Below are 21,630 nucleotides of genomic sequence, written 5' to 3'. Positions count from 1 at the left end.
GTTGAAAAAGGCTTCGAAAGCCCCCTCACCCCTTGGCCGGCACGCCGGCGTCGAGATTGTCGATGCCGCCGGCCTGGTTGTAGCGGGCCTCGTCGAGGATGCCCTGACGTTTGGAGACGAGCAGCGGCACCAGGGCCTGGCCGGCGACGTTGACCGCAGTGCGGCCCATGTCGAGGATCGGGTCGATGGCGAGCAGCAGACCGACGCCGGAGAGTGGCAGGCCCAGGGTCGACAGCGTCAGGGTCAGCATCACGGTGGCACCGGTGAGGCCCGCGGTGGCGGCCGAACCGATTACCGAGACGAACACGATCAGCGCGTAATGCTCGATGCCAAGCGGGATCTGGTAGAACTGAGCCACGAAGATCGCCGAAATCGCCGGATAGATCGCCGCGCAGCCATCCATCTTGGTGGTTGATCCCAAGGGCACGGCGAAGGCGGCATATTCCCGGGGCACGCCGAGGCTGCGCTCCGTCACCGCCTCGGTGACCGGCATGGTGCCGACCGAGGAGCGCGAGACGAAGGCAAGCTGGATCGCCGGCCAGGCGCCCGCAAAGAAGCGGGCCGGGCTCAGCCCGTGCAGGATCAGGAGCAGCGGGTAGACGATCAGCAGGACGATGGCGAGGCCGATATAGATGGCGAGCGCATACCAGGTCAGCTGCCCCAGCGTCTGCCAGCCATATTGCGCCACAGCCTTGCCGAGCAGGCCGATCGTGCCGACCGGGGTGAGGCGGATGACCCACCACAGGATCTTGCGCACGATGGCGAGCAGCGACTCGTTGAAGGTGAGGAAGGCATTGGCCCGCTCGCCGACGCTCAGGGCAGCCACACCGACGGCAATGGCGATCACCAGGATCTGCAGCACGTTGAACTGCAGCGACGTGGAGGCGGCACCATCGACGAGCTTGGTCGAGGCCTGGATGCCGAAGACGTTGGCGGGCACCAGGCCCTTGAGGAAATCGAGCCAGGAGCCGGTGGTGGCCGGCGCCTTGGCGGTCTCCGCCAGCACACTCGAATGCAGGCCCGGCTGGATGACCAGGCCGAGGGTGATGCCGATCAGCACGGCGATCAAGGCGGTGATGGCAAACCATAGGAGCGTCTGCCAGACCAGGGCCGCGGCATTCGACAATTTGCGCAGATTGCCGATCGAGGCGACGATGGCGGTGAAGACTAAAGGCGGCACCAGGGCATAGAGCAACTGGACGAAGATCGAGGCGATGGTCGTCAGCGTCTGCACCAGCCAATTCGGATTACCCGCCGCGTCTGGCCCGAGGGAGCGGGCGTAAAGACCAAGCAGCAGTCCCACCACCATGGCGGCGAGCACTTGAAAACCGAAGGAGGCATAGAAGGGCTTAGCTGCCGTCGCTTGTGGGCCGGAAGGGGTTGCCATGGTCATTCTCTTGCGATGTGCCGACAATAATATAACACAAAATATATGTTATACACTTTCAATATCCATACCATGGGCGGATTTGAAAGAGAACCACAGTCGAAACAAAGCAGGGGCGCCCCTCATGCAGGGCTCGTCCCCGGGATCGCAGGCGTCCTCGCCTGCTCTTGGACCCACCGCGTGGCCGGAAAGGAAGGTGCAGGCGAGGACGCCTGCGATCCCAGGGTTACCAACTCAACTCCAGCGCCTTCAGCCCGTGGAAATGGTAGGTGTCGGCATAAACCGGCATCCCTTCCAGCCGCAGGCCGGGCAGCCGTTCGAACAGGATCGGCACCGCCACTTCCAGCTCCAGCCGCGCCAGGGGCGCACCCACGCAGAAATGGATGCCGCCGCCGAAGCTGACATGAGGCGGGCGCTGCCGCGTCGTCAGGAAACGCTCGGGCTCCTCGAAGCGGGCTGGGTCGTGGTTAGCGGCACCGAGCAGCAGGCCGATCTCATCGCCCTTGCGGAAGGTGGCCGGCCCCAGCGTGACGTCCTCCAGCGCATAGCGCTTGAACATGTGGAGCGGCGGATCGAAGCGCAGCATTTCCTCCACCAAGCCCTCGCCGCTCGCCAGCACCGCCTCGCGATCAAGACCGGCCTGCAGGATGGACTTCACGCCATTGCCGATGGCGTGCACCGTCGCCTCATGGCCGGCATTGAGCAGCAGGATGCAGGTGGAGATCAGTTCCTCCTCGCTGAGCCGGTCGCCCTCGGCTTCGACGGCGATGAGATGGCTTATGAGATCGTCGCGCGGTTCGGCTCGCCGCCGCTCGACATAGCCGCGCAGGAACCGGGAGAAATCCTCAGCAGCTGCAACGGCTTGGTCCTCGATACTGCGGCTCCGGCTGAACTGATACATCGCCACCATGCGATGCGACCAGTCGAGCAGTTGCGGGGCCATCTCGACCGGCACACCCAGGAGTTCGGCGATCAGGATCACCGGGATCGGCGTGGCGAAGGCTTCGATCAGGTCGACCCTGCCCTGCCCCTTGAAACCATCGATCAATTGGTTGGCAAGCGCTGCGATCCGCGGCCTCAGACGCTCGACCTGCCGGGTGACGAAAGCGCGGTTGACCAAAGTGCGCAGCCTTGTATGAACCGGCGGCTCGCGCTCCAGCATGGAATGGGCGTCGACCGCATCGAAGGGTGCCAGGTGGGCCTGCGGCTCCGGCCAGCCGAGTTCGGCACGGCTGGCCACATGCAGCACCTCACGCCCGAAGCGCCTGTCGCGAAAGAGGTCGAACACCGCCTGGTGCGAGACCGCGCACCAGCAGCCATATTCCTCCCAGAAGAACAGCGGGCAGGCGTCGCGGATGGCCTGATAGGCGGGATAGGGATGCTGCACGAAGGCCGCATCGGTGGGGCTGAGCGATACGACCGCACGGGCGGCATCGATCCTGAGGCTTGATGGCAAAGACATGAATGAAGGGGTAGGAGATTCCTGCGACAATGTCATCGCCACAGCTACCGGAAATCCCCTTGTCAGAGCAAGACGCCGCAGGCATTTAGGGGCGCATGAGCAGCCAGCCCGCGATCAATCCCAATCTCCTCGACACCGCCACCCCGCCGATCCCGGAGGCGCAGGCCTGGGCACGCGCCTATAACGGTGCGGCCGGCCCGCTGATCGACCTCTCGCAAGCGGTTCCAGGCTACCCGCCGCATGCGGAGCTGCTGGAACGGCTCGGCCGCAATGCCAGCGCGGCGGCGAGCGCCAGCTATGGCCCGATCGAGGGCGACACCGTGCTGCGCCAGGCCTATGCCGCGCATGTTTCCAGCCTCTATGGCGGCAAGGTCGACTGGCAGACCGTCTCGATCACCACCGGCTGCAACCAGGCGTTCTTCGTCGCGGCCCTGGCGGTGGCCAAGGCGGGGGATTCCATCCTGCTGCCGAGCCCCTGGTATTTCAACCACAAGATGACGCTCGACATGCTCGGCATCGAGGCAAGGGCCTTGTCCTGCCCGCCCGAGAACGGCTTCGTGCCGGATGTCGAGAGCGCTGCCGAACTGATCGATCCCACCACGCGGGCTATCCTGCTGGTCACGCCCAACAATCCGACCGGCGCCGTCTACCCGCCCGAAACGATCGAAGCCTTTGCCCGCCTGTGCCGGGATCGCGGCCTCTTCCTCATCCTGGACGAGACCTATCGCGACTTCGTCACCGGCCGGCCGCACGGACTCATCGCTTCCGGTGATTTCGACAACACCTTGATCTACCTCTATTCCTTCTCGAAGAGCTACTGCATTCCCGGCCATCGGCTTGGCGCACTCGTCGCCGCCCCCGCCGTGGCGGCCGAGGTCGGCAAGGTCCTCGACACGCTGCAGATCTGCGCGCCTCGCACCGCCCAGGCCCCCGTCGCCTGGGCCATCGACGGACTGACCGAATGGCGCGAGGCCAACCGCCTGGAGATCGACAGGCGGGCAGCCAGCTTCCGCGCGGCCTTCGAGGGCATCAATGGCTGGCGGATCGATGCGATGGGTGCCTATTTCGCCTTCCTGCACCATCCCTTCCATGGCCATACCGCGGCGAGCGTGGTCAAGGAACTGGTGGAGAAGGCCGGCGTGCTCTGCCTGCCCGGTCCCTATTTCGGCCCCGGCCTGGAAGGGCATATGCGGGTCGCCTTCGCCAATGCCGGCGTGGAGCAGCTGCAGGCCCTGCGCGAACGCTTCCAGCGTTTCGGCGGGTAAGCGCGATTTCCGTTGCCCTTCGGCGGCGGGCGCGATAGCCAAGCGATATGCTCGAAGGTCTTCATCCCAACAATCCCACCCATGTCGCGCGCATCGTCACCGACGAGATGCGTGCGCGTCGCATCGCCGACCTGCTCGGCGAGAGTTTCGACCCCACGGAAACGGCGATCGCCGCCTTCGAGAAGGAAGACGGCACGGCCAAGCCACCCTGGCTGGTCGAGGTCTATTTCCGGACCGAGCCGGACGAAGCCTCCGTACGGGACCTGATCGCATTGGCGGCCGGTCCCGACATCGAAGTGATCTTCGACAGCTTCGGCGACAAGGACTGGGTGGCGGCCTCGCTGGAGGGCCTGGTGCCCGTGCGGGCGGGCCGCTTTACCGTCCATGGCAGCCATGACCGCCAGCAGGTCCCGGCCAACAGCATCGGCATCGAGATCGAGGCGGCGCTCGCCTTCGGTACCGGCCATCACGGCACCACGCGCGGCTGCCTCCTCGCTCTGGACGATCTCCTCAAGCGCAAGCGCCCCAATCGGCCGCTCGATATCGGCACCGGCACCGGCGTGCTGGCCATCGCGGCCGCACGCGCCCTGCGCCTTCGGGTCCTCGCCTCCGATATCGATCCGATCGCCATCGCCACCGCGCGCAACAATATCCGCTTCAACAAGGCCGGCGCCTATGTCGAGAGCTTCGTGGCGCGCGGCACCACTGCCCGGGCCATGCAGACCAACAAGCCGTTCGACCTGGTCTTTGCCAACATCCTGATGGGTCCGCTGGTGCGTCTGGCGGCACCGATGAGCCGGCTGCTGGCGCCCGGGGCCACGGTGATCCTGTCCGGCCTGCTCCACTCCCACGCCAATGCGGCCCTGGCGGCCTATCGCGCCCAGGGCCTGCATCTCATCCGCCAGATCAAGATCGACGAATGGACGACGCTGGTGCTGTCCTATGGCGGTGGCAAGCCCAAGAAACTTTGAGCGAACAAGACTATTCCCTTCTCCCCTTGCGGGAGAAGGTGGCGGCAGCCGGATGAGGGGTGTTGGCGCCAAGTCTGCAAAGACGCGTTTCTCCCCTCATCCCCCTGCCGGGACCTCTAGTCAACTCAAGAGAGTTGACGACACCCGCAAGGGGAGAAGGCATTCATACTTCAAGGGTGATCAAATGGCTTTTCAGTCCTTCGACGAAATTTCCCAGCCCAGCCTCGGCCCGTCTCGTGCGACGGCCTTGCGCGGCAAGCTCGCCGAACTGGGGCTCGACGGCTTCGTGGTCCCTCGCTCCGACGAACACCAGAACGAATATTGCCCGCCCTCGGAAGAGCGCCTCGCCTGGCTCACCGGTTTTGCGGGATCCGCCGGCATCGCCATCGTCCTGAAGGACGAGGCTTCGATTTTCGTCGACGGCCGCTATACCGTGCAGGTGCGCGAGCAGGTCGACACCTCGACATACACCCCCCGCCATCTCATCGAGGAGCCGCCTGAGAAATGGCTAGGCAGCGTGCTTAAGCCCGGCATGAAGCTCGGCTACGACCCGCGCCTTCAATCGATGAACGAGGTCGAGCGCCTTCGTGCCGCCTGCGAGAAGGCCGGCGCAAGTTTTGTTGCCGTCAAGGAAAATCCGGTTGACGCCATCTGGACGGACAGGCCGGCACCGCCGCTGGCCCAGATCGTCCTGCATGATGTGGCCCTGGCCGGCGAGAGTGTCGCCTCCAAGATCGAGCGCCTGCAGGCCAAGCTGCGCGAGCAGAAGCTCGACGCCGTCTTCACCAACGACGCCCATGCCTCCGCCTGGCTGTTCAACATCCGCGGCGGCGACGTCTCCCACACGCCCCTGCCGCTTTCCTACGCCCTGGTGCCGGCAGAGGGACAACCGACCCTGTTCGCCGACGGCCGCAAATTCTCCAATGCCGTCAGGGACGAACTCTCCCAGCACATGGCGATCGCCGAGCCGCGCCAGATCGAGGCCGTGCTGGCCGGCAGCGTGAAAGGCAAGGCCGTCAGGCTCGACCCCGCCATGGTGGTCGAACACTTCGCCACGCTGGTCGAGCAGGCCGGCGGCAAGGTGCAGAAGGGCGGCGATCCCGTGGCGCTGCTGCGCGCCGTCAAGAACGAAGCCGAGCGCGCCGGCGCCAGGGCCGCCCATATCCGCGATGGAGTCGCCTTCGTGAACTTCCTCGCCTGGTTCGAACGCACCGTGCCCGGGGCTAGGGAAACCGAGATCTCGGTGGCGGAGGCCCTGGAGCGCTTCCGCGAAGGTACGGGCGTCCTGAAGGATCTCTCCTTCCCCTCGATCTCCTCGGCCGGGCCGAACGCCGCCCTGCCGCATTACCGCGTCAGCCACGCCAGCAACCGAGCCGTGACGCCGGGCTTCTTCCTGATCGATTCCGGCGCGCAATATGTCGACGGCACCACCGACATCACCCGCACCATCGCGGTGGGCGACGTCTCGCCCGAGATGAAGGACCGCTACACCCGCGTGCTGAAAGGCCACATCGCCATCTCCCTGGCGCGCTTCCCCAAGGGGGCCTCGGGCGCCCAGCTCGACAGCTTCGCCCGCGCTGCGCTCTGGGAGATCGGCACCGATTTCGACCACGGCACCGGCCATGGCGTCGGCTCCTATCTCTCCGTGCATGAAGGGCCGCAGCGCATCTCCAAGCTCGGCACCACGCCGCTCGAACCGGGCATGATCCTGTCCAACGAGCCGGGCTATTACCGGGTCGGCGCCTTCGGCATCCGCATCGAAAACCTCGTCCTGGTCGAAGAGATCACCATCGAGGGGGCCGAACGCACGATGTACGGCTTCGAGACGCTCACTTTGGCGCCCATTGACGTGAGGCCGATCGAGCTGTCCCTGCTTACGCAGCGGGAAATCGATTGGCTCAACGCCTATCACGCCCAAGTGCGCGAGACGCTCGGCCCCCTGCTCGACGAGCCGGAACGCCAGTGGCTGGATGAGGTGACGCAGGCGATCGGGTGAACCATCTGCTCCAAGATTCCGCGACGGAGAACCTACATGTTCAGGCAGATTCGATATCTGCGGCCCATGGTCTCGATCATAGCCTTGCTTTTACCCGGGGCGGCGTTGGCAGCTCCTGTCTGCAAGATCTCGAAGGAGGGTCAACAGCGCATTTTGCAAACCTTGTGCATGCATCAGACTGGTGAGACGCTCACCAGTGCCTGCATTGGTGCCGAGGGCATGAAAATGAACATCCTGGAAGCGACCATCTTCATCGAGAGCCTCAATCGTTGCGGCCTGCCGGAACGAAAACTTGCTGAGATGGGTTTTACGGGCATCGCCAAGATCTACGGGGCGCAAGCCGCCATGGCACGCTGCGTCGGTGTGCGCCTGAATGTGCCGTCCATGATCGCTGAGGCAAGAGGTCGGGCACAGGCCAATGGCAAGGGTCTTCCCTGTCCCTCGCAATCTGCCCTCGATCTTGCCAAGAAGACAGCTTCCCGCTACGCCGCATGGCAGGAGCTGTTGCCGACTTTCTATAAAGAGGCCGGAGTAAACATCGATTCCGGCGGCAATGTCAGGGAATAGTGTGGCGGTTCCTTTCCCCTTTGACGGACGGGCACCCAGACGCTCTCGACTGAAGAGACTTCCATCCGGCGTTGACAACCCAGGATAAGGCCGATCCTGAAGATCCGCCCCTACCCTATCGCCATGCGAAGCAGCACCACGCTGACCACGCCGACCGCGATGGTGACGAGCAGCGGCATGCGGGTGGCGGAGACAGCGGTGATGCCGGCGGCGATGGTTTCGGCCGGCCCTGTGGCCAGCGCTACCGGAGCGATCACCGACACCAGCACTGCCGCCGGGATGGCGTCGAAGGCAGCCTTGGTGCGGCCCGCCAGAGCGAGGCGGCCGGCCAGGAAGATGCCGGCGATGCGGGTGACGTAGGTCACCAAGGCCATGGTGAGGATGGCTGCCACCGTATGGGGATCAAACGACATCGATGGCCTCCTTGGCGTCGAGCTTGCTGCGGCCGGGATGGCCCGTCAGGAAGGCAGCCAGAATGCCCGCCAGGGCCCCGGCTGGCACATGCCAGGGCGCGCCCACCTTCAGATAGACCAGCGCCGCCACCACAGCGCTGGTGAGGATGGTCGCCGCCGAGCTGCGCCCTTCCCAAAAGCCGGCGATCAGCCCGATGAACAGGGCCGTGAAGGCGAAATCGGCGCCATAGCGGGCGGGATCGCCCAGAAGCTGGCCGACGAGCCCGCCCGCCGTGCTCCACAGCGCCCAATTGAGATAGAAGAACACCGACATGGCGAAATAATAGGTCGGCGTCAGCTCGGCCCGCGCAGCCCTGCGCTCGGACATCGCCCAGTTCTCGTCGGCCATCATGAAGAAGCCGAGAAAACGCTGGGCGGGCGAGAACAGCGCCGTCTTAGGCGTTAGCGAGGCCCCCATCAGGATATGGCGGCAATTGATCAGCAGCGTGCCGAAGGCCAAAGTGAGGATGGAAACCGGCTGCACCCATTGTTCGAGCGCCGCAAATTGCGCGCTGCCGGCAAACACGGTGAAGGACATCAGCGCAATCTCGGCCGGCGACAGACCCTTGGAGACGGCGATGGCGCCGAACAGGAAGCCGATCGGGATCGCCGCCAGGGCTGGCGGCGCGATATCGATCAGCGCGGAACGGATTTCGGAACGGGCGGACAAAGGACAACTCCTGATGGAGCGCCCTGATTAGGCACAACGCAATCGCCGGTCTTGGACAAAAGTTGCATCGAGAGTGTCAGCCTCCGGCCGACACTCCATCATCCGCGAAAAGCCCCCGGCGTCACGCCCATGCGCGCCTTGAAAACCCGGTTGAGGTGGCTCTGGTCGTAGAAGCCGCAGGCTGCCGCCACTTCCGCCGGCCCTTCGCCCGCCGCCAGCAGGCGCCGGGCCGCCCGGTAGCGCCGGTCGGTGAGATAGGCATGGGGCGTGGTGCCCATCGCCTTGCGGAAGGAACGCACCAGGTGGCTGCGATTGAGCCCCGCCACGGCAGCAAGCTCGTCGAGGCCGACATCGTGCTCGAAATGCTGGTCGAGATAGGCCCGCGCCTTGGCGAGCGGCCCGCTCTCGTCGCCGAGCCTGATCGGCTCGCCATGGCCGCCCCAGCGCCCGAGCAAGGTCGAAAAGAAGCGGCTGAGCCTGGCATCGCGTTCGAGCAGGGTCACCGCGGGGTCGCTGAGTGCAATCTGCAGCGTCACCAGATCGGCGGCCAGGGCGGGATCCTCGATCACCGAACGCTCGAACCAGGGCGTGCCGGCGGCAGGACGCCCGAAGGTATCCTCGGCAACGGAGCGCATCAGATCAATGGTGGGGTAGAGCACGCGATAGACGAATCCCTCACCTGCCGGCTCGCCATCATGGAGTTCGTCCGGACAGACCATCGCGAAACTTCCCGGCGAGGCGTAGTGCCGGCTACCTCGATGCGAGAAGGCCTCGCAACCGTCGAGCACGGCGGCGACGGCATAGGTCTCGTGGGTATGGGGCACATAGCGGTGCCGGCGAAAGATCGCGCTCAGGCACTCCAACCCGTCATAGCGCTGCTCGCGCCAGAACCGGACGGCATCGCCTCGTTCGGCGGCATCCTCGAGGGTGGTGAAAGCGCTGGATTCAGACGGCATGCGTCTAAGATAGTCTCCTTGCCCGCAAATTGCTTGGATGAAAGTTGCATCCGCTGCGATGCGCGGCCTCTATTTCAGCGACAGCATCTGGCGCAGGGACCATGCTTCCTCGGCAGTGCCTTTCTTGGAGATGTTGGAGACATGCCACTGGCCGTTTTCCTGCACCAGGTCGTAGACGAGCTCGTCGCGCTTGGGGTCGCCGCGGTTGAAGCTCACGCCCACCTGGGCCCGGTCGCCCTGCACCGCTGCCGGCTCGATCTTCAGATCCTTGATCATCGGATCCTGTGAATCGCTCACCGGATCGAAATCGAGTGCTCCCACCTCGCCCGACTTGGCAGATTCATCGATATCCCGCTTCACCGCGGCCGCCAGGTCCTTGCTGAGATATTTGGCACGCAGCTTGGCATCGCCGATGAGGTCGATGCCTTTTGTCTCGGGCGTCTTTCCCGAATAGATCTGCTTCACCACCGCCTCGGGCGTGGCCTCAGCCGCCAATGCCTGCACTGCCAGCCCCGACGCCAGCAGAAGGCCAAGGCACAGTTCACGTATCCTGGTCATTCGTGCTCCCCGCTCCATTCACGAGCTCGAACCATTCATCCTCATTGATGACCTTGACGCCGTGCTTTTGCGCATCCGCCAGTTTCGAGCCGGCGCCGGGGCCGGCAACCACCAGATCGGTCTTCTTGGAGACGGAGCCTGAGACCTTCGCGCCCAGCCGATCGGCCATGGCCTTGGCCTCGTCGCGGCTCATGCGCTCCAGCGCCCCGGTAAACACCACCGTCTTGCCGGCGACAGGGCTTTCGGCACGTGGCTTTTCCGCATCGAGGATGCGGATTTCGGCCGTCAACCGCTCGAGGATGGCAAGGTTGTGCTCTTCCGCAAAATAGGCGCCGATGGCCTCGACCACCGTCTCGCCGATCTGGTCGATCGCATCCATCTCGGCGGCCGCCTCCTCGTCCTTGGCGGCGATGCGCAGCGCCGCCTGCTCGAAGGCCTGCCAGGAGCCATAGGCGCGAGCGAGTTGGCGGGCCGTGGTCTCGCCGACATGACGAATGCCGAGGGCATAGAGAAAGCGTTCCAGCGCGATCTCTCGGCGGGCATCGATGGCGGCGAACAGGTTCTTCGTGGAGGTTGCGCCAAAACCTTCGCGATCCTTCAATTTCTTGAAGTTCTGGCCGTCGCGGGCTGCCAGGGTGAAGATGTCACCGGGCTCGCGGATCGGCAGGTCCTCGTTCTCGAAGAAGAAGGCGATCTGCTTCTCGCCCAGCCCCTCGATGTCGAAGGCGCGGCGGGAGACGAAATGCCTGAGATGCTCGATCTTCTGGAAGGGACAGGCGAATTCGCCCGAGCAGCGCCGCACCGCTCCCTCCCCGCCCGTCACCGTCTCCTCGCGCATGACCGGCGTCTTCAGGGAACAGGGACAGGTTTCGGGAAAGATATAGGGAACGGCATCCGCCGGCCGCTTCTCCAGCACCGCCCCGAGGATCTGCGGGATCACGTCCCCCGCGCGCTGCACGATCACGGTATCGCCTATGCGCACATCCTTGCGGGCGATCTCGTCCTCATTGTGCAACGTGGCGTTGGAGACGACGACGCCGCCCACGGTCACCGGCTGCAGCTTGGCAACCGGCGTCAGGGCTCCGGTGCGCCCTACCTGGATCTCGATGCCCTGCAGCAGCGTGGTCGCCTTCTCGGCCGGGAACTTGTGCGCCGTCGCCCAGCGCGGCGAGCGCGAGACGAAGCCGAGCCGCTGCTGCAGATCGAGGCGGTCGACCTTGTAGACCACGCCGTCGATGTCGTAGCCTAGCGTGGCGCGCTGCGCCTCGATCTGGTGGTAATGGGCGAGCAGGTCGGCAGCGTCGTGGCAGCGCACCATCAGGGGATTGACCGCAAAACCCCACTCGGCGAAAGCCCGCACCACCTCGAACTGCGTGGTGGCCGGCAGCGCGCTGGCCTCGCCCCAGGCATAGGCAAAGAAGCGCAGGGGGCGGCTCGCCGTGATGGAGGCATCGAGCTGGCGCAGCGAGCCAGCGGCCGCATTGCGCGGATTGGCGAACAGGGGCTTGCCGAGAGCCGCCTGCCTTTCATTCATGGCATTGAAATCGGCGTGGCTCATATAGACCTCGCCGCGCACCTCGAAAATCTCGGGGACATTGCCCTTCAGCACATTGGGAATGTCGCCGATGGTGCGGACATTGGCGGTGACGTCCTCGCCCTCGGCGCCATCGCCGCGCGTCGCCGCCACCACCAGCCTGCCCTTCTCGTAGCGCAGCGAGCAGGACAGGCCGTCGATCTTGGGTTCGGCCGTGATCGCTAGGTCATCGCTCTCTGCAAGACCGAGGAAGCGGCGGATGCGGGCCACGAACTCCTCGACATCCTCATCGGAAAAGCTGTTGGACAAGGACAGCATCGGCACGCGGTGGCGCACCTTGGCGAATTTCTCGGACGGCGCCGCACCGACCCTGTCCGAGAGGCTCTCAGCCGATTTGAGCTCAGGAAAGCGCTCCTCGATCGCCGTGTAGCGACGTCGCAGGACATCATAGTCCGCATCGCTGATGTCAGGCGCATCTTCCTGGTAATAGGCCTTGTCGGCCTCGATCAACCGCGCCGCGAGTTCCTCGTAGTCAGCGCGGGCCTCCTTGAGCGAGAGGTCGGAGACGGGCTTGGGAGTGTTCATGACAGGCCAACCGATGCATTGCTTTGCTGTGGCTTAACACAACCATTCCAATCGGGGCAGAGGGGAGCGACCAGGTTGGGGGGCGGGTCTTCAGACCCGCCACTACTACTCGGTGATGAAGTTAGACGCCGGGTCTGAAGACCCGCCCCCCAATTTTCGGCGCGCGCTCGACCACCGCCATTCAGTGCAATGGGTGCAAAGTCCTGCCTTAACGGGATTGCGCTCGATATAATCAATCGTTCGAGCCATTTGATCTTCACTACGCATGTAACGGTCAAAATAGTCGGCTTGCCAGAAAACGCCCTGCCGCCCCAGAATTCGATTGGCCCTTGCAGCAGTGTAAGATTTCCACGACTTGACCACATCCGCCAGGCGCCAACCATCCTTCAAGTCGAAAAGACAGTGCACGTGATTGGGCATGATGCACCAAGACCACAGACGATAGCGTTGCATGTGGAAAGCAAGCAACGCACCCTCGACCAGCAAAGCAATGTCCGTATTCGCCAACCAACAAGTCCCCATCCCCTCGTCGAGCTTACTTTCCACACGCCGTCGCATCTCCACTGATGTTTCGCGGCGATCTTCGACCCAGGCGGGGAGGCTATCTGCCAGCCGGAACGTTACGAACTGCACGATCTCAGGGGTATCAAAGTGCGGCAAACCGTGCGGTTGGTACCAGCCACGGTGGCCTCCACCTTCCATTGGCAGATTATTTGCGCTGTATTTTCGCTCCAACGTTCTCCCCTCGGATGCGGCTAGATCTGAAGCCCTCCTCCCAACAACCGATCAGCCGCCGCCCTCGCCTCGTCGGTCACATGCGCGCCGGCGAGCATGCGGGCGATTTCCTCACGCCGCTTTTCGGTGTCGAGAGGAGAAACGCGGGTGGCGACCCTGTCCTTGCCCTCGGCCTGCTTGGCGATGAGGAAATGGGTGGCTGCCCGGGCGGCCACCTGCGGGGCATGGGTGACGTTGATGACCTGCACCTTGCCCGCCAGCCGCGCCAGGCGCTGGCCGATGGCATCGGCGACGGCGCCGCCCACGCCGGAATCGATCTCGTCGAACACCAGGGTCGGCGCCGAACCGCGATCGGCCAGCGCGACCTTGAGGGCCAGCATGAAACGCGAAAGCTCGCCGCCGGACGCCACCTTCATCATCGGCCCGGGCCGGGTGCCGGGATTGGTCTGGACCCAGAACTCGACCCTGTCGAACCCGTCGGGCGAGGCCAGGGTCTTGTCGCTTTCGACCGAAGTGGTGAACTTCGCCCTGTCGAGCTTGAGCGGCGGCAATTCGCCGTTGACGGCAGCATCGAGCTGGCCGGCGGTGGCTTTGCGTTTGTCGGAGAGCACCGCAGCCGAGGCCTCATAGGCGAGACGAGCGGCACGGTCTGCCTGCTCCAGGGCCTGGAGCTGCCCTTCCCCCTCGTCCAGGGCGGCCAGGTCGGCCGTATAACGCTCGGCCAGGGCCGGCAGGTCTTCCACGGAGACATCATATTTGCGGCTTGCCGCGCGCAGGGCGAACAGGCGCTCTTCCAGGCGCTCCAGTTCCGCCGGGTCGAAATCGGCCTCGTCCAATGCCGTCTGCAACGCGATGCGGGCCTCTTCCAGGGCGTTGAGCGCCTGGTCCAGCGAGGCGATGGCCGGTTCGACCAGGCGTGGCGCCTGGGCGCCCCGCCGCTCGAGGCGCCGGATGATGGCCGCCAGCGACGGCGTGGGAGAGCCGTTGCCGCCGACCCCCTCATAGGCCTCCTTGAGATCGACGGCGATCTTCTCGGCCTGCATCATATGGGTGCGCCGCTCGGCCAAGGCTTCTTCCTCTCCGAGCTGGACATCGAGCTTGCCGAGTTCATCGACGGAATGGCGCAGCCAGTCGCCCTCCGCCCTGGCTTTTTCCAGCCGGGCCCGGTGCTGTGCCAGCGACTGCGTGGCCTTGCGCCAGGCCGCATGCTTGCCGGACACTTCCGCCGCCAGATCCTCCAGCCCCCCGAAGGCATCGAGGAGCGCGCGGTGGGAAGCAGGATCGGTCAGGGCCCGGTCGTCATGCTGGCCGTGGATCTCGACCAGGGCCGCCCCCGTGGCGCGCAGCACCTGCACGCTGACGGGCTGGTCGTTGATGAAGGCACGCGTGCGGCCGTCCGCCATCTGTACACGGCGCAGGATCAGGTCGCCGTCGTCGGAAATGTCGTTGGCCTTCAGCACGGCTCGGGCAGCATGATCGGCCGAAACGTCGAAGACGGCACTGACCTGCCCCTGGCCCGTACCATGACGTACCAGGGAGCCGTCCCCACGTCCGCCCAACGCAAGGGCAAAGGCGTCGAGCAAGATCGACTTGCCGGCGCCGGTCTCGCCGGTCAGCACGGACAGGCCCGCGACGAATTCGAGGTCGAGCCGATCGATCAGAACGATATCGCGAATGGCGAGTTGAACGAGCATGACAGATCTATACCGGGCTTACGCCTGCGCCGCATGACAAAACATGAGGCTGCTCACAAGCAAAGGGCCGATCTTGCGACCGGCCCTTTGCAAATTCGACAGTCGCTACCAGCGCCTTAGAGCGTGATCGCGTTGCGGAACGTCCGGCTCAGCCAGGAATCGGTATCCTCGCGCGGCTCCAGGCCGTGCGATTTCACCAGCGTATACGCATCCTTGTACCACTGGCTGTTGGGGTAGTTGTGGCCCAGGATGGCAGCGGCGGTCTGCGCCTCGCTGGAAAGGCCGAGCGCCATGTAGCATTCCGTCAGGCGGCTCAGCGCCTCTTCGATCTGCCGGGTCTGGGCATAGTCCTTCACCACGGTCTTGTAGCGGTTGACCGCAGCGGAATAGTTCTGCTGCTTCTGGTAGAAGCGGCCGATCTCCATTTCCTTGCCGGCGAGCTGGTCGCGCACGACCTGGATCTTGAACTTGGAGTCGCTGACATATTCCGACTTGGGATAGTCGGTGACGACCTTCTGGAAACCGGCAAGCGCCTGGCTGGCCCGGTCCTGGTCGCGCGTGATGTCGGGGATCTGCTTATACTGGGAGTTGGCCCAGATATAAGTCATGTAGGCCGCGTCCTTGTCGTTCGGCCACAGGGTCACGTAACGGCGCGACGAGGTAATGGCATCGTCGTAATTGCCGGACGTGTAATTCGAATAAGCCATCATCAGAATGGCTTTCTTCTGCCATTCCGTCTGCGGATATTGCTTGTCGAGCGATTCGAAACGCTTGGAGGCCTTGGAATAGTCGCCGCCCTTCATGGCGACGAGGCCCTGGTTGTAGAGAAGATCCGGCGGGTCGGTCGCCTGGGTCTTGTAGCCCGGATCGTCATCCCAAAAACCGCAGGCGGCCAGCGGCGTCGCCATCAGCGCAATGGCGACGGCACGAACCGCGAGCCGCGTCGCGACGGTGCGGGAAGACGAGAGGGAACGCAGCGGCATCACTCAGACCTCTACTTCGACTAGTACCAGCATTGTCGCGCGTTTCCGGCGGATGAACCCATCCATCAGCTTCGCACCACAACGTTAAGACTTCGTGGTTCGACATTCACAGCCAGCACCAGCCCGTCCAGACGGATAGGCCGTTATACCGGCGGCAATGCAGGGGCCCTTGTAGCCGATTGTCCGGCCAAGCGCCACCGCCTCTGCAAAATTGTACAATGCTTTGCGGCGGCGCTGTCAAGCGAGGCAAAAGCCTTCGCACTCAATTGGTATCGGGCGCGAAGGCCGCTGCGGCCAGGCCGCTGGAAAGCTCGGCATGGCCGCTCTCGCGACGTACCGGTGCATCGACCATGGTCCAGGCGCTGTCATCGGCGAACAGGGCCTGAAGCATCATGTAGTTGACGCGATGTCCGCCGCAATAGGAGCGGAACTGGCCGATCAGCGGAGCACCGGCAAGAGCCAGGTCGCCCACCGCATCGAGCATCTTGTGACGCACGAATTCATCGGCATAGCGAAGACCTTCCGGATTGAGGATGCGATCCTCGCTCAGGGCCACCGAGTTCTCCAGGGAGGAGCCGAGCGCAAGGCCCCTCTCCCACAGCTGTTCGACATCCTTGACGAAGCCGAAGGTACGGGCCCGCGACAGTTCACGACGGAAATTGTCGGGTGTCAGGTCGAGCGCGCGGCGCTGGCGGCCGATCAGGGGCGTCTCGAAATCGATCTCGACGTCGAGGCGGAAGCCTGCATTGCCGGACTTGTCCCAGGGCGTCAGCTCAGCCCAGGCGCGCCCCATTTCGACGCGAACCGGCTTGAGCACCTTGATCTGCCGGCGGCGCGCCCGTAGCGTGGCGATGCCAACCTGATCGATCGCCTCGATGAAGGGCGCGGACGAACCGTCCATCACCGGGATTTCGGCGCTGTCGACTTCAACCGTGACATTGTCGATGCCCAGGCCGCGCAGCGCCGCCATCAGATGCTCGATGGTGGCAACCGAAGCCCGCGTGGCATCACCGACGACCGTGCACAGGCGCGTATCGACGACGTTGTGATAATGGGCGAGGATCTCCCGCTCGCGCCCGTTCTCCAGATGCGTGCGCAGGAAAACGATGCCGCTGTCGGCCTCGCTGGGATGCAGTGTGATGGAGACAGGCTTGCCAGAATGGACCCCGATCCCTTCGAGGGATACACGGTCATTCAAAGTCGTCTGGAAACCAGATTTCATGTGCGTATTCCACAAGCCGTCCGCCAGGGTGGCGGTACCCAACCGAAACTAGACCGGCCTGCTTTCTGTTTGACCCTTTGGTCCTTTCATTCCCTGCCACGGGGGCATGGACTCGGACCTTTCTTCGAAAATACGTAAAGCAAAAACCAAAGCTTTAGCCAAATCACGCTTTCTTACGGTCTGTAACACAAGCTCGCCAAGTTCCGGCTTGTGAGCCTAGTTTTAAAATCCTTAATCATTTCAAAAAATTACGGCCCGGGCGATGGACCCGGGCCGTCATTGATCCGCACTATGGTTACGATTTCGTCACGAAGGCGAAATCGGCCTCAATTCGAATGGCGGCGCAGGAAGGCCGGAATCTCGAGCTGATCGTCCTCGATCGAGCGGGACTGCTGCGGGGCCGGACGCGGCGCCGGCGGACGACGCTGGGCTTCGGGCGGACGCTGCGGAGCCGGGCGCGGCTCGGGCTGGCGCGCCACGGGCGCCGGCTCATGTTCGACTTCATCCGTCTCGGGACGGCCGAGGCCGACGGCAGCCAGGCGTTGAAGCAGCGTCATGCGCTTCTTGTCGCCAGCCTGGGGGGCTTCCGGACCACGCTGGGCGGCAATCTGGGCCTGCGCCGGCATCGGCAGATCCTCGATGCGCGGCATGCGCGGCGGGCGAACGACGGCCCGCTCCGGCGCCGGCGGCACGAAATGCTCGGGCTCGGGATGATGCTCGGGCGCACGCTGGGCTTCTTCGACCACCGGCTCGCGGAACAGGGTCGGCTTGGGCGCCAGCGGGCGCAGCGTCACGTCATTGGCGGCAGCCACCGGCTCCACCGGAGCGGCCGGTACCGGCTGGGCGATTTCCTGCTGGATCGGGGCGGGCTCGACCGCCACCGGGGCCGGAGCCGCCGGCGCGACATTGCGCGGCGCGGCAACGCGGGCAGCCTGAGCGGCCTGGGCTGCAGCCTGGTCACGCACGCGCTGGGTCATTTCCGCCAGGCGAATGTCGTCCTTGGAGGGCGAAGCCTGGGGCAGGATGGCCGAGTCGATGCCGGTGGCGACCACCGACACCCGCATCGTGCCTTCCAGCGACGGATCCTGGGTCGCTCCCAGAATGATGTTGGCTTCCGGATCGACCTCTTCACGAATGCGGGTCGCCGCCTCGTCGAGCTCGTAGAGCATCATGTCGGGGCCGCCGGTGATCGAGATCAGCAGGCCGCGGGCGCCCTTCATCGAAACGTCGTCGAGCAGCGGGTTGGCGATCGCCGCCTCGGCGGCCAGGATCGCACGGCGCTCACCCGACGCTTCGCCGGTGCCCATCATCGCCTTGCCCATCTCGCGCATCACGGCGCGCACGTCGGCAAAGTCGAGATTGATCAGGCCGGGCTTGACCATGAGGTCGGTGATCGAAGCGACACCCGAATAGAGCACCTGGTCGGCCATGGCGAAGGCGTCGGCGAAGGTGGTCTTGTCGTTGGCGACCCGGAACAGGTTTTGGTTCGGAATGACGATGAGGGTATCGACGCTCTTCTGGAGCTCGGCGATGCCGGACTCGGCCAGGCGCATGCGGCGCAGGCCCTCGAAATGGAAGGGCTTGGTGACGACGCCGACGGTGAGGATACCGACCTCACGAGCGACGCGGGCGATGACCGGCGCAGCGCCAGTACCCGTGCCGCCGCCCATGCCGGCGGTGACGAAAACCATGTGGACGCCGTTGAGATGATCGCGGATCTCGTCGATCACTTCCTCTGCGGCGGCGCGACCGACCTCAGGCTGCGAACCCGCGCCGAGACCCTCGGTAACCTGGATGCCCATCTGCACGATACGATCGGCCTTCGAAAGGGTCAGCGCCTGCGCGTCCGTGTTGGCGACGACGAAGTCGACGCCTTCCAGTCCGGCCTCGATCATGTTGTTGACGGCGTTGCCGCCAGCCCCACCAACGCCGAACACGGTGATACGCGGCTTCAACTCCCGGATATCCGGCATTTTGAGGTTGATCGTCATGGTTCGCCTCTTTTGCAAGACGCGTCGCCGCGCCCCTTAATTGACCTTCATCAAGGCCTTACGACCCCTTCCTGCCCTTTGAATCAGAAAGTTACTGATTTGCGAAGCAGGCATTTGTGTAATCCGGTTAAATTTGACCGGAAAAATTAGTCAAAATGGCCTTGAAAAACCGGCCATTCTTCATGTCTCAACGTTACCTTTGCGATTCGAAACTCGATTTCCCTTTTGCAAATCGAAGTTTAGAAACTGTGTTTCAACCAACGCCCGACCCGACCGAAATAACCGTCTGTTCCGGTAGCCTGCGCACGCGTCCGAACCTGCGGTTCGAAATGCTCGACTCCGGCGATTTGCGGATAGACCAGCAGGCCAGCTGCCGTAGCGAAAGGTGGCCCCTTGGCGGCTTCGGGCATGCCGGCGATGCCGAGCGGACGCCCGATGCGGACCTGCCGATCCAAAATCTTGCGCGCCAGTTCCACCGTGCCCGTCAACTGGCATGCGCCCCCGGTCAGTACGACACGGCGGCCCGCCTCGGCCCAGGCACCGGACCCGCGCAGGCGGTCGCGCACCATTTCGAGGATCTCCTCGATGCGCGGGCGGATGATGCGCACCAGCCGCGAACGCGGCACGTGATGGATGCCGTCGCCCTGCTCGTCCCCGACGGGCGGCACGGCGATCGTCTCGCGATCATCCGAGGGGCTGGCGATGGTGGCACCATAGAGAACCTTCAAGCGCTCGGCTTCCGACAGCTTGGTCGACAGGCCGCGCGCCACGTCGGTCGTGACATGCGCCCCGCCCACCGGCAGGCTGTCGGCATGCACGAAGGCACGATTGGCGAAGACGGCGACAGAGGTGGTGCCAGCGCCCATGTCGATCAGGGTCACGCCCATCTCGGTCTCGTCGTCGACGAGCGCCGACAGGCCGGCGGCGTAGGGCGTAGCGACCATCGCCTCGACATGGAGATGGCAGCGCTCGATGGCGAGCATCAAATTCTTGGCCGGCGTCGACTCCGCCGTCACCACATGCATGTCGACACCGAGCTGGCGGCCCAGCATGCCTCGGGGATCGGAGATGCCGCCGACGCCGTCGAGCATGTGGCCGATCGGCAGCGAATGCAGCACGGCGCGTCCGTCACGCACCGAATGGCTGGCGCCGGCATCGAGAACGCGATGAATGTCGAGATCGCAGACCTGATGGCCGCCGACTTCCACCGTGGCCGAATAGTGCTCGCTCGCCACCCGCCCGCAGGAAATGTTGACGATCACCGAGTCCACCCGCACGCCGGCCATGCGCTCGGCGGCATCGACCGCATGGCGGATCGCCTGTTCGGCGGCCTCCATGTCGACGACGGCGCCGGACTTCAGCCCGCGCGAACGCTGATGGCCGATACCCAGGATCTGGGCCTGGTGACTGCGACCCGGCAGAAGATCGGCCCCTTCGAGCGGACGCAGCCGCGCGATCAGGCAGACGATCTTGTTGGTGCCGACGTCGAGCACCGACATCACCGTGGTGCGACGCGGCGCCAACGGCTTGAGCTTGGGGGTCAGGCCATTCTCGAAGGGGCTCATGCCTTGCCCCCCTTTGCCTTCTTCTTGGACAGCGCGTCGGCCCGGGCAGCCGCGGCCTGCTCACTCAAACGAAAGGTAGCGCGATCGGGCATACGCATGTCGACTGCCAGAATATCCTTTTCCAAAACCTTGCCCTTCCGCTCGAGGCCGGCCAGGCTCTTCAAGGCCTGGTCCGGATTGTCCTCGGGGAGGCGAACGACCACGCCATTGTCGAGCGTGAGATTCCAGCGGCGCTGGGAAACGAGCGTTGCCCCTCTGACCCGGCCGGTCAGTTCGGGCGTGGCGGCAACCGCCGCAACGATTTCGCTGGCCCGCTTCTCGGCCCCCTCGCCCACCACCAGCGGCAGAGCGGCAAAACGGGCCTCGACATGATCCTCGATCACGACGCCGTCTTCGGCGATCACGCTGACCGAGCCGTCACGCTGCCACAGGGCGTAGGGCGCGCGCTCCTCGATGGTGACCGAGAGCGTGGAGGGAAACAGCTTACGGACCTGTGCCGATTTCACCAGCGGCAGCTTCTCGAGCCCTTCGCGCGCCGCCTCGGCATCGAGAAACAGCAGCGACGAGGTGTTGGTGACCCCGGCAGCGGCGAAGATCTTCTGATCCGTCAGCTCGCGCTGGCCGGTGACGGCGACGGTCTCGACCCGGAAACCGAACAGATTGGCCGCCATGTCGAGCGGCGCGCCATACTGAACCTTCATCTGCGGCCAGACCGGTCCGGTCTGGGCACCATAGACGATGGTTCCCACCAGAAAGGCGGCCGACAGCATGAGGCCCAGTCCCCGCGGGGGCTTTGCCAGCAGACGCTGCAGCCGCGACGAGCGCTGATCCACGAACGTCCTGGTCGTGAATCCGGCTTGGCGCAGGGAGGACAGATTGAACAAACGCAGCATATGCTCGAAGCCAACGCTCTTGAGGAACCGCCGGTTGGGACGGTCTTTTGAAGGGCGATCTCAGGAGCTGACCACCCCCCTCAAGCGGGAAATGCTTCATGCCCCATTAAGGTTAGCTTTCGGACAAATCAGTAAACAATCGGT

18 protein-coding genes are annotated in these 21,630 nt (G+C 64.4%); 4 read left to right on the top strand and 14 right to left on the bottom strand.

Annotation, left to right across the window (positions count from 1 at the left end):
- Positions 1–25: 25 nt before the first annotated feature.
- Both QM672_RS07050 and QM672_RS07045 read right to left on the bottom strand, forming a co-directional pair.
- Complete coding sequence (locus QM672_RS07050; RefSeq protein ID WP_367623216.1) at positions 26–1,393, bottom strand: dicarboxylate/amino acid:cation symporter; 1,368 nt, start codon at positions 1,391–1,393, stop codon at positions 26–28.
- A gap of 220 nt (positions 1,394–1,613) precedes the next feature.
- Entirely contained in the window at positions 1,614–2,849 is a 1,236-nt protein-coding gene (locus tag QM672_RS07045) for a cytochrome P450 (protein WP_311941637.1), read from the bottom strand.
- Between the two features lie 95 nt (positions 2,850–2,944).
- Between QM672_RS07045 and QM672_RS07040 the strand changes: the two genes are divergently transcribed.
- From QM672_RS07040 to QM672_RS07025, 4 genes are all read left to right on the top strand, one after another.
- Entirely contained in the window at positions 2,945–4,114 is a 1,170-nt protein-coding gene (locus QM672_RS07040; protein WP_415081524.1) for an aminotransferase, read from the top strand.
- Between the two features lie 47 nt (positions 4,115–4,161).
- Complete coding sequence (locus QM672_RS07035; RefSeq protein ID WP_311941643.1) at positions 4,162–5,085, top strand: 50S ribosomal protein L11 methyltransferase; 924 nt, start codon at positions 4,162–4,164, stop codon at positions 5,083–5,085.
- Positions 5,086–5,269: 184 nt separating this feature from the next.
- A complete protein-coding gene (locus QM672_RS07030) occupies positions 5,270–7,081 on the top strand; it encodes an aminopeptidase P family protein (RefSeq protein WP_415081522.1) in 1,812 nt (603 codons plus the stop codon).
- A gap of 36 nt (positions 7,082–7,117) precedes the next feature.
- Positions 7,118–7,648, top strand: coding sequence for a hypothetical protein (locus QM672_RS07025; protein WP_415081520.1), 531 nt, complete (start codon positions 7,118–7,120; stop codon positions 7,646–7,648).
- 110 nt (positions 7,649–7,758) lie between these two features.
- On the opposite strand, the gene QM672_RS07020 is transcribed toward QM672_RS07025, so the two are convergent.
- The 12 genes from QM672_RS07020 to QM672_RS06965 form a co-directional block, all read right to left on the bottom strand.
- Positions 7,759–8,061, bottom strand: coding sequence for an AzlD family protein (locus QM672_RS07020; protein ID WP_415081518.1), 303 nt, complete (start codon positions 8,059–8,061; stop codon positions 7,759–7,761).
- Positions 8,051–8,770: an AzlC family ABC transporter permease gene (locus tag QM672_RS07015; RefSeq protein WP_246683796.1), complete on the bottom strand. Its 720-nt coding sequence runs from the start codon at positions 8,768–8,770 to the stop codon at positions 8,051–8,053. The genes QM672_RS07020 and QM672_RS07015 overlap by 11 nt, the downstream gene beginning before the upstream one ends.
- A 98-nt stretch (positions 8,771–8,868) precedes the next feature.
- Positions 8,869–9,726: an AraC family transcriptional regulator gene (locus QM672_RS07010; protein WP_415081515.1), complete on the bottom strand. Its 858-nt coding sequence runs from the start codon at positions 9,724–9,726 to the stop codon at positions 8,869–8,871.
- Between the two features lie 69 nt (positions 9,727–9,795).
- Positions 9,796–10,284 carry a DUF3828 domain-containing protein gene (locus tag QM672_RS07005; RefSeq protein WP_415081513.1) on the bottom strand — a complete coding sequence of 163 codons (489 nt, stop codon included), beginning with the start codon at positions 10,282–10,284 and terminating at the stop codon, positions 9,796–9,798.
- On the bottom strand, positions 10,268–12,403 hold the full coding sequence (ligA, locus tag QM672_RS07000; protein WP_415081511.1) for an NAD-dependent DNA ligase LigA: 2,136 nt from the start codon (positions 12,401–12,403) through the stop codon (positions 10,268–10,270). The genes QM672_RS07005 and ligA overlap by 17 nt, the downstream gene beginning before the upstream one ends.
- A gap of 105 nt (positions 12,404–12,508) precedes the next feature.
- The gene (locus tag QM672_RS06995) at positions 12,509–13,138 is read right to left on the bottom strand and encodes an REP-associated tyrosine transposase (protein ID WP_415081509.1); all 630 of its coding nucleotides are present in this window, start codon (positions 13,136–13,138) and stop codon (positions 12,509–12,511) included.
- A 20-nt stretch (positions 13,139–13,158) separates the two neighbouring features.
- Positions 13,159–14,832, bottom strand: a complete 1,674-nt coding sequence (gene recN, locus QM672_RS06990; RefSeq protein ID WP_367623225.1) for a DNA repair protein RecN — start codon at positions 14,830–14,832, stop codon at positions 13,159–13,161.
- 116 nt (positions 14,833–14,948) lie between these two features.
- Positions 14,949–15,815: an outer membrane protein assembly factor BamD gene (locus QM672_RS06985; RefSeq protein WP_311941667.1), complete on the bottom strand. Its 867-nt coding sequence runs from the start codon at positions 15,813–15,815 to the stop codon at positions 14,949–14,951.
- Positions 15,816–16,077: 262 nt separating this feature from the next.
- Entirely contained in the window at positions 16,078–17,037 is a 960-nt protein-coding gene (gene lpxC, locus QM672_RS06980) for a UDP-3-O-acyl-N-acetylglucosamine deacetylase (RefSeq protein WP_311941670.1), read from the bottom strand.
- A 326-nt stretch (positions 17,038–17,363) separates the two neighbouring features.
- Positions 17,364–19,028, bottom strand: a complete 1,665-nt coding sequence (gene ftsZ / locus QM672_RS06975) for a cell division protein FtsZ (protein ID WP_415081506.1) — start codon at positions 19,026–19,028, stop codon at positions 17,364–17,366.
- A gap of 239 nt (positions 19,029–19,267) precedes the next feature.
- Entirely contained in the window at positions 19,268–20,593 is a 1,326-nt protein-coding gene (gene ftsA, locus QM672_RS06970) for a cell division protein FtsA (protein WP_068282115.1), read from the bottom strand.
- Positions 20,590–21,486 (bottom strand): cell division protein FtsQ/DivIB, encoded by an 897-nt coding sequence (locus QM672_RS06965; protein WP_415081503.1) that lies wholly within the window; start codon positions 21,484–21,486, stop codon positions 20,590–20,592. The genes ftsA and QM672_RS06965 overlap by 4 nt, the downstream gene beginning before the upstream one ends.
- Between the last annotated feature and the right edge of the window lie 144 nt (positions 21,487–21,630).

This window comes from Labrys sp. (in: a-proteobacteria), from assembly GCF_047605565.1.
Classification (GTDB): Bacteria; Pseudomonadota; Alphaproteobacteria; order Rhizobiales; family Labraceae; genus Labrys; species Labrys neptuniae.
Note: the sequence above shows the minus strand (reverse complement) of the source record. Positions and strands in the feature narration are given on the sequence as shown.